At 30.8% G+C, this 546-nt stretch carries 1 protein-coding gene; it reads right to left on the reverse strand.

The genetic code is table 11. The features are described 5' to 3' along the window. Window positions 1-546 (reverse strand): hypothetical protein (locus tag Q0975_RS28355; protein ID WP_299444369.1); only part of this gene is annotated, 546 nt, incomplete at both ends.

A 546-nucleotide genomic window follows, 5' to 3' on the forward strand; every position in this document is an offset into this window, starting at 1 on the left:
TAGTCTTCAATGTAATAATCCCAATTTTCTTTGCTGTCAGCCTCTAAATGATAAAATTGCTGTGCAACTCTTTTTTCTTTGTTAAAAACTAAATTTGCTAAACTATTTAATTTATTATTTTGAATATATTTATGTAATTCTGAATACAGAGCGATTACTTCTTTAGTTAAAACCTCTAGCTCTTCTTTATCATCTGTAAATAATTTTACGGATTTACTCCAACCATCTATGGAATAAGGGATTTCAGCTTCAAAAGTAGCTTTATGCTCATAAATAGGTAGTTCGGGTTCCGTAAAATAGGGCATTTCAATCCCTTCGGATTTTATAAACTTCACTTCTTTAGGAGATTCCCATTCATAGATTGAATATTCTCCTGTAGACTCACCTTCGATAAAGTCATCAGCTACGATTTCTATATCTAATTGAGAATTTCCCAAGTTAGGACGTTTAATTTCTGTTTTACGATCTATAACGGGAGGTAGTATTTTAATAGTAACTTGTTGTATTCCACTTTTAAGTATTCCATAATTAATAGGTGCATAACCT

The sequence above is a fragment of the uncultured Aquimarina sp. genome (assembly GCF_947500065.1).
In the GTDB taxonomy this organism is placed as follows: domain Bacteria; phylum Bacteroidota; class Bacteroidia; order Flavobacteriales; family Flavobacteriaceae; genus Aquimarina.